Here is a 6,362-nt window from a genome sequence, read left to right on the forward strand (position 1 = left end):
CTTGGGCCAGGCCAAACCCTTCGAACGTCACCGGCAAGCCTGGACCCCGGACGAGATCCAGAAACTGCACCAGTTCGCAAAAAAGGGCATGGCGCTCAAGGCGATCGCCAAAGCGCTGACGCGTAGCGAGGAATCAGTAAAGGATCGAGCAAAGCTCGATCAGCTGGGCATCGCAAAACTGCGCTAGAATATAGGGTAAAAATCCCCATCATGCCGGATTTCCTCCGGCATGATGGGGATGGCTGCGATCAGCAGCGCTTGCGCCGGTTGTGCGCCAGTTCGTGCCCAGCCAGGCCACCAGCGGCGGCACCGACGAGCAGGCCACCTGTTCCGCCCAGCAGTGCATGGCCGAGCAGGCCACCGCCCACGGCACCGGCGACGCTGCCGGTCGTCTTGTTGAAGCGCAGGCAATTGCCATGGCCCGAGCGATGACGATGATGATACCGGTAATGTTCGGTAACGGTCTGGGCCGATGCGGCCATGTCGGGCAGCGTCATGCCCAATGTCGAAATCGCCAAAACGCCTGCAATCAAAGACTTTTTCACAACATGTTCCTTGCAATTGGAGCGCAACCGGGACGAGTCCTGGCGCGCCGCTATCCGTTAGACCAATTCACCATCAGTGGTTTTGATAATGGTCGTGCGGATGGTGGTCGCCGCGATCCGGATGGCCATCGTGGCAAGCGGCCAGGCCGAAACCGGCTGCCAGCAAGGTCAGGGCAAATACCCGGCGGATGGTGGTCTTCATGAAAGATCCTTTCAACGCGAACTGGCGACCTTGCTGTCAATAACGTCGCCGGGCCGCACAGGTTCCCTCAGCACCACAGTCAGATGCACTTTCAGCGGCAGGGCGGGCGAGGCATTGGCCAGCCCGCGCGGCATATCGAGCGGCGCATGCACATAATCGCCCGGGCCAACGGCAAATGTGTCGGGACCCAGCGTCATCAGGCCGTTTCCGGCGATGATGTAATAGAATTCGTCAAAGGCGCCGATGCCGTTGGCATCGTCGGTGCGGTGGACATGCACGCCTTCGGCGGCGCCGGGGGGAATCTCCAGGATCAGAAACCGTGCCGGCGCGCCTGCGCCGTCAAAGCCGAAATGGCGAACGCACACCATGCCCGGCCCCCCGCGCATGACCACGTTTTCGCGGTCGGTGCGGTCGTTCTGCACAATCATGACGGCACCTGTTCGAGCGGCACCTGTTCGAGTGGCAGGGCCGTGGTGCGCTTGATCACGTCGAGCGCAATGCTCGATCGCACATTGGCGACATCGCCATGACCAAGCAGGGCGGTATTGATCAGGTGCGACAGGCTTTTGAGATTGTGCGTCACGATGCGCAAAAGATAGTCGGCATCGCCGGTCGTGGCACAGCAATCGAGCACCTGCGGCAGCGCGCTCACGCGCTCGTGAAACCCGCTGACGACCTCGCGCGAATACGATGTCAGCGTGACGGACACATACGCCTCGACCGTCAGGCCCAGGTGCTGCTCGTCGAGAAGGGCCACCTGTTTGCGGATCGGGCCATCGGCTTGCATCCGCGCGATGCGGCGCGAAACCTGGCTGGCGGACAGATGGACCAGATCACCAAGCTGCGCGTGCGACAGCGAGGAATCAGCCTGGATCTGTGCCAGTATTTTCCGGTCGGTCATATCCATGCAGATATCATGCGCCGAACCAGGTCCAAACGCAAATCACACGCATGATCGCCGTCGACAATGCAGCACATCGCGCGGACTATGCGTTGTTTTGCATGTATTCTCTCTCCGCAAGGAGCACGCCATGTCCGACCACGCATCATCGACCGACCTGTTCGACAATCCGCTCGGCCTCGACGGGTTTGAATTCATCGAATTTTCCGCCCCCGATCGGGGCACGCTCGAACCGGTGTTTGCGCAGATGGGCTTTACCCACATCGCCAACCACCGTTCGAAAGCGGTGCAGTTATGGCGCCAGGGCGGCATCAACCTGATCGCCAATTACGAACCGCGCAGCCCGGCTGCATATTTTGCGAGCGAACACGGCGCATCGGCCTGCGGCATGGGCTGGCGTGTGCGCGATGCGGCAAAGGCCTATGCCGCCGCGATCGCGCGCGGCGCCGAGCCGGTCGAAGTCACCACCGGCCCGATGGAACTGCGCCTGCCTGCGATCCGCGGCATCGGCGGGTCGATCATCTATCTGATCGACCGCTATGCCGGCGCGCCTTCGGGCTCCGACCTGTCGATCTACGATATCGATTTCGTCTATCTGCCCGGCGTCGATCGCGCGCCGGCGGGCGCCGGATTTCATACGATCGATCATCTGACGCATAACGTCTATGGCGGCCGCATGGCGCATTGGGCCGGTTTCTACGAGCGCGTGTTCGGTTTTCGCGAGATCCGCTATTTCGACATCAAGGGCGAATACACCGGCCTGACCAGCAAGGCGATGACTGCGCCCGACGGCAAGATCCGCATCCCCTTGAATGAAGAGGGCGGGGCAGGTGGTGGCCAGATCGACGAATTCCTGCGCGCCTACAATGGCGAAGGCATACAGCACATTGCGTTTGCATGCGAAGACCTGATCGGCGGCTGGGACCATCTGAAAGGCATCGGCACGCCATTCATGACTGCGCCGCCCGCCACGTACTACGAAATGCTCGATGAACGCCTGCCCGGGCATGGCGAGCCGGTAGCCGATCTGCAGTCGCGCGGAATCCTGCTCGACGGCTCGACGACGGCGGGCGATCCGCGCTTGCTGCTGCAGATTTTCTCCGAAGCTCAGATCGGCCCGGTGTTTTTCGAATTCATCCAGCGCAAGCGCGATGAAGGTTTTGGCGAAGGCAATTTTACTGCGCTGTTCGAAAGTATGGAGCGCGACCAGGTGCGACGCGGTGTGCTTGCGGCAATCTGAAACCCGGCCGAATGTGCCTGTTCCACGGGTAATGCGAATTGCCCCGATCAGACGGCCCCGATCAAACGGCAATCTCTGCTAGTCAATAAAAACCAGGTCGAGTTCACCGTATCTCCACAGGTCGCCGCCAATGTGGGTCTTAACAGGTCGCTTACCATGCGGCGTAATACCTGCCCGACTGGATACCGTGTACCTGATGACGCTGCTTCGCCCTGGACATCTGATTGCCTTTGGCCGGTTTCTGGTGGCCTATTTTCTGGCAATGGCGCTGGGGCTGGTGCTGTCGCGGTTCGACAACGGTGTTGCGGTCGTATGGTTTGCGGGCGCGGTGCTGTTTGTCCAGCTGGTCACGACGCCGCGCCGAACCTGGCCGGCCCAGATGATTGGTGCGGTGGCCACAGGTGCCCTGGCGATCGTGTGGTTCGGTTTCGGCACTATGGCGGCGCTGCCGCTTGCGCTGCTGGGCGTGCTCGAGACTGCCGCTGCGGCCGCGCTCGTCAAGACTTGCTACCGGCGGTTCGGCCGGCTGCAATCGATCAGGGAGATCGTGTGGTTTATCGGCATCGCCGGGCTGCTGATCCCCGCAATCTTTGCGTTGCCTGCGGCCGCGGTCATCCACTGGGTCAACGGCATGGCGTTCGCTCTGGCGTGGCGCGACTGGTTTGCCGCCCACGGGCTCGGTTTCCTCGCCTTTGCGCCGCCACTGCTGCTGGTCATGCGCGGCGAGGGGGCGAAGTGGCTGCGTACGGCAACGCCGGCCGACATGCGCGAGGCAGCAATGCTGCTGACCGCGGTGCTGTTTACGCTGGCGATTACCTTTGGCCAGAATGTCGCACCGCTGGTGCTACTGCCGCTGATTGCCATGGTCGCGGCGGTGTTGCGGCTGGGTCGGTTCGGCGCGATGTGCGCGGTGATCATCACGATCACTGTAGGACTGACGGCGTCGTTTGCCGGCATGGGTCCGACCACGCTGCTGCGCGTCACCATGGCGCTCAAATTCGAAGTGCTGCAGCTGTTTTTTGCATGCACGGTCGCAGTGCTGCTGTTGCTGGCAGAAGAGCGCACCGCGCGCCACCGTCTGCTGGAACGAGTCTACGCCGCAGAAACGCTGCAACGGCTGATCGTCGAGCGCGCGAGCGACGTAATCATCCGGCTGCGTGGCGATGGCACAGTGCGGTTCGCATCACCTTCGGTGGCACGGTTGTGGGGCTATCTCCCCGATGAACTGCTCGGACGGCAGTTTTTCGATCTGATCCATCCGCGTGATGCGCCAGCGGTGCGCGCCAGCCGCCAGACCATCCTTGAAAGCCCTGACGGCGCCGCAACGTCCGAATACCGGATGCAGTGCAAGGATGGACGCATGGTCTGGGTGGAGGGCAGCACACGCGCGATCCTTGGCCACCAGGGGCGTGTCGCGGGCATGCTGATCGTCATTCGCGACGTAACCGACCGGCGTGCCCTGATCGACGACCTGTCGCGGCAACCGGTCATCGACTCGCTCACTGGCCTCGCCAACCGCCGCGTGTTTGATCAGGATCTGGCGCGCGGTCTGGCAGCCGGCAAGCAAGGCTGCCTTGCGCTGTTCGACCTGGACCATTTTGCGCAGATCAACGCTGTCCACGGCGCAGATGCCGGCAATCGCGTGCTCCAGGCCTTTGCCGGTGTCATGCGCGATTCCGTGCGTACAGGAGATACCGCGATTCGGCTGTCCGGTGAGGAATTCGCCGTCTTGCTGTTCGGCGCCTCGACATCCGACGCTTACGACATCTGTCAACGCATCCTGACGCGGTTCGCCGCGATCGAGAATCGTCCGTTATCCGGCAAGTTGTGGCGCGCAACGGTCAGCGCCGGGCTCGCAAAATTCGAACCCGGCACCAGCCCCGAAGCGGTCCTTACCGCAGCGGAAACCGCACTTTACAGCGCCAAGAACGACGGCAGAAACCGCATCAGCCTGTCGGCCTGACGCTGCCTGTCGCCGCCGTCAGAGCGCCTGACCGTCTTCTTCTTCTTCAAACAGGATCGCGTTGGCCGCGGTCGCCGACAGGCGCACCTTGTTGCCTTCGATGCCGGCAACCAGGCCGCCGGACACGAAATGGTGATGCGCCGCATGCGCGCCGCTGTCGGCCTTGGTCAGCTTGAACCGGTCCCCTTCGACTTTGTCGACCGTGCCCACATGCACGCCGTCGGCGCCGATGATTTCCATATGTTCTTTGATCTGTTCAAGATTGCTCATGGCCGTTTCTCCTGTGATGGAGGAATAACGGGCGGCAGGCGCTAAAGGTCCGCTATAGATCGACAATGCCAAGCGAAACGGCGACGCCGACCAGTTCGGCGCGCGATTTCACCGACAACCGCCGTTTGGCCTTCTCGACGAATTCATGCGCCGTCGTCTTGCTGATCCCCAGGTTCTCGCCGATTTCCGCATCGGACCTGCCCTTGGCGACCAGGCGAAGGCAGGCAATCTCGCGCTCGGTCAGGCCCATCGGCGGCACGGCAAACCCCTGCGAGCCGACCAGTACGCGGACATGCGTCTGCAGGCAGATTGCGATCATGCACAGATAGGCCCGCGCCTCGACAGTCAGGTTGCAATCACGCCCGGCCATGCTGACGAGCCCGACGCGATTCCCGACCTGGCCAAGCGGCACGACCAGTCCTTCGTTCCAGCCTTCCGCCGCGCACAGGTCCAGTGCTTTCAGGCCGATTTTGGGCAGCGTGCGATCGGCACGCAGATCGCTCCAGGTAAAGGGCTCAAGCCGGGTCGCCAGCGCCTCCACCACCGGATCGCGCTCGACCAGTCCCGACGCTGCATAAAACCGGGCCCATTTGTCCGACCAGTCGATCAGGAAAAAGACCGCGCGCCCGCGATCGCGCAAATCGAGTTCGCCACACGCGAACGTATCGAAGCCATATGGCGCGATCTGCTGCCTGAACAACAACCGGCACGGCTCGACCGCAGTCTGACGGCGCAGTTCGAGATTGAACTCGAAGGCTTTTACGATGTCATTCATGACGCAATCCGTGCCGGACATCTGCGTGATGCCACTGTTCTAGCCATTGGACAAAGCGGCAACCGGCAAAGTCGCACATCGGCACCGCCTGAATGGAGGCTCTGCCCGAGCTTAACCCTAATTTTCGTTAACCTACTGAATAATAATAAAAAATGGTGAGTATCCAAGTGATCGACCGAAAATATATGCACGCCATAGGCTCTATCGCCGACCACCTTGTTCCGTTGTCGCCATGAGTCATGAATCGGTCAATTCGTGTTAGACTTCAATGCTTGCCAGACCCGATCTGCTGTCGTCCAGCGACCCCGGGTACTGTCACGGCCACGTAGTTTCTCTTAATGGCACATATATTCGGTACTTAACGTCTTGCGACCCTCTGTTTGGAGGGTTTTGATGGCTCCCATTCGGTGCCAATCTGCGGATCTGGTCTGGGGTCGCAAACGGCAGGGTATTCGCAAAATGATGG

General features: G+C 61.3%; 9 protein-coding genes. 3 read left to right on the plus strand and 6 right to left on the minus strand.

Annotated elements, in window-relative coordinates:
• Position 1 precedes the first annotated feature (1 nt).
• A complete protein-coding gene (locus ACOOE2_RS06040) occupies positions 2 to 187 on the plus strand; it encodes a hypothetical protein (RefSeq protein ID WP_420382120.1) in 186 nt (61 codons plus the stop codon).
• Positions 188 to 248: 61 nt separating this feature from the next.
• On the opposite strand, the gene ACOOE2_RS06045 is transcribed toward ACOOE2_RS06040, so the two are convergent.
• The 4 genes from ACOOE2_RS06045 to ACOOE2_RS06060 all read right to left on the minus strand — a co-directional run bounded on the left by ACOOE2_RS06045 (position 249) and on the right by ACOOE2_RS06060 (position 1,648).
• Positions 249 to 545, minus strand: a complete 297-nt coding sequence (locus ACOOE2_RS06045) for a hypothetical protein (protein ID WP_420382121.1) — start codon at positions 543 to 545, stop codon at positions 249 to 251.
• Positions 546 to 618: 73 nt separating this feature from the next.
• Positions 619 to 747 (minus strand): hypothetical protein, encoded by a 129-nt coding sequence (locus ACOOE2_RS06050; RefSeq protein ID WP_420382122.1) that lies wholly within the window; start codon positions 745 to 747, stop codon positions 619 to 621.
• A gap of 11 nt (positions 748 to 758) precedes the next feature.
• The gene (locus tag ACOOE2_RS06055) at positions 759 to 1,175 is read right to left on the minus strand and encodes a cupin domain-containing protein (RefSeq protein ID WP_420382123.1); all 417 of its coding nucleotides are present in this window, start codon (positions 1,173 to 1,175) and stop codon (positions 759 to 761) included.
• Positions 1,172 to 1,648, minus strand: coding sequence for an Lrp/AsnC family transcriptional regulator (locus ACOOE2_RS06060; protein WP_420382124.1), 477 nt, complete (start codon positions 1,646 to 1,648; stop codon positions 1,172 to 1,174). Before ACOOE2_RS06060 ends, ACOOE2_RS06055 begins: the two co-directional genes overlap by 4 nt.
• Before the next feature lie 130 nt (positions 1,649 to 1,778).
• Here ACOOE2_RS06060 and hppD point away from each other — a divergent pair, with 130 nt between their 5' ends.
• Both hppD and ACOOE2_RS06070 read left to right on the plus strand, forming a co-directional pair.
• A complete protein-coding gene (gene hppD, locus ACOOE2_RS06065) occupies positions 1,779 to 2,888 on the plus strand; it encodes a 4-hydroxyphenylpyruvate dioxygenase (protein WP_420382125.1) in 1,110 nt (369 codons plus the stop codon).
• A 196-nt stretch (positions 2,889 to 3,084) separates the two neighbouring features.
• Positions 3,085 to 4,851, plus strand: coding sequence for a diguanylate cyclase domain-containing protein (locus ACOOE2_RS06070; RefSeq protein ID WP_420382126.1), 1,767 nt, complete (start codon positions 3,085 to 3,087; stop codon positions 4,849 to 4,851).
• Between the two features lie 18 nt (positions 4,852 to 4,869).
• On the opposite strand, the gene ACOOE2_RS06075 is transcribed toward ACOOE2_RS06070, so the two are convergent.
• Entirely contained in the window at positions 4,870 to 5,121 is a 252-nt protein-coding gene (locus tag ACOOE2_RS06075) for a DUF2171 domain-containing protein (RefSeq protein WP_420382127.1), read from the minus strand.
• A 52-nt stretch (positions 5,122 to 5,173) separates the two neighbouring features.
• On the minus strand, positions 5,174 to 5,896 hold the full coding sequence (locus tag ACOOE2_RS06080) for an autoinducer binding domain-containing protein (RefSeq protein ID WP_420382128.1): 723 nt from the start codon (positions 5,894 to 5,896) through the stop codon (positions 5,174 to 5,176).
• Positions 5,897 to 6,362 lie beyond the last annotated feature (466 nt).

This window comes from Novosphingobium sp. (assembly GCF_965214355.1).
Taxonomy (GTDB): domain Bacteria; phylum Pseudomonadota; class Alphaproteobacteria; order Sphingomonadales; family Sphingomonadaceae; genus Novosphingobium.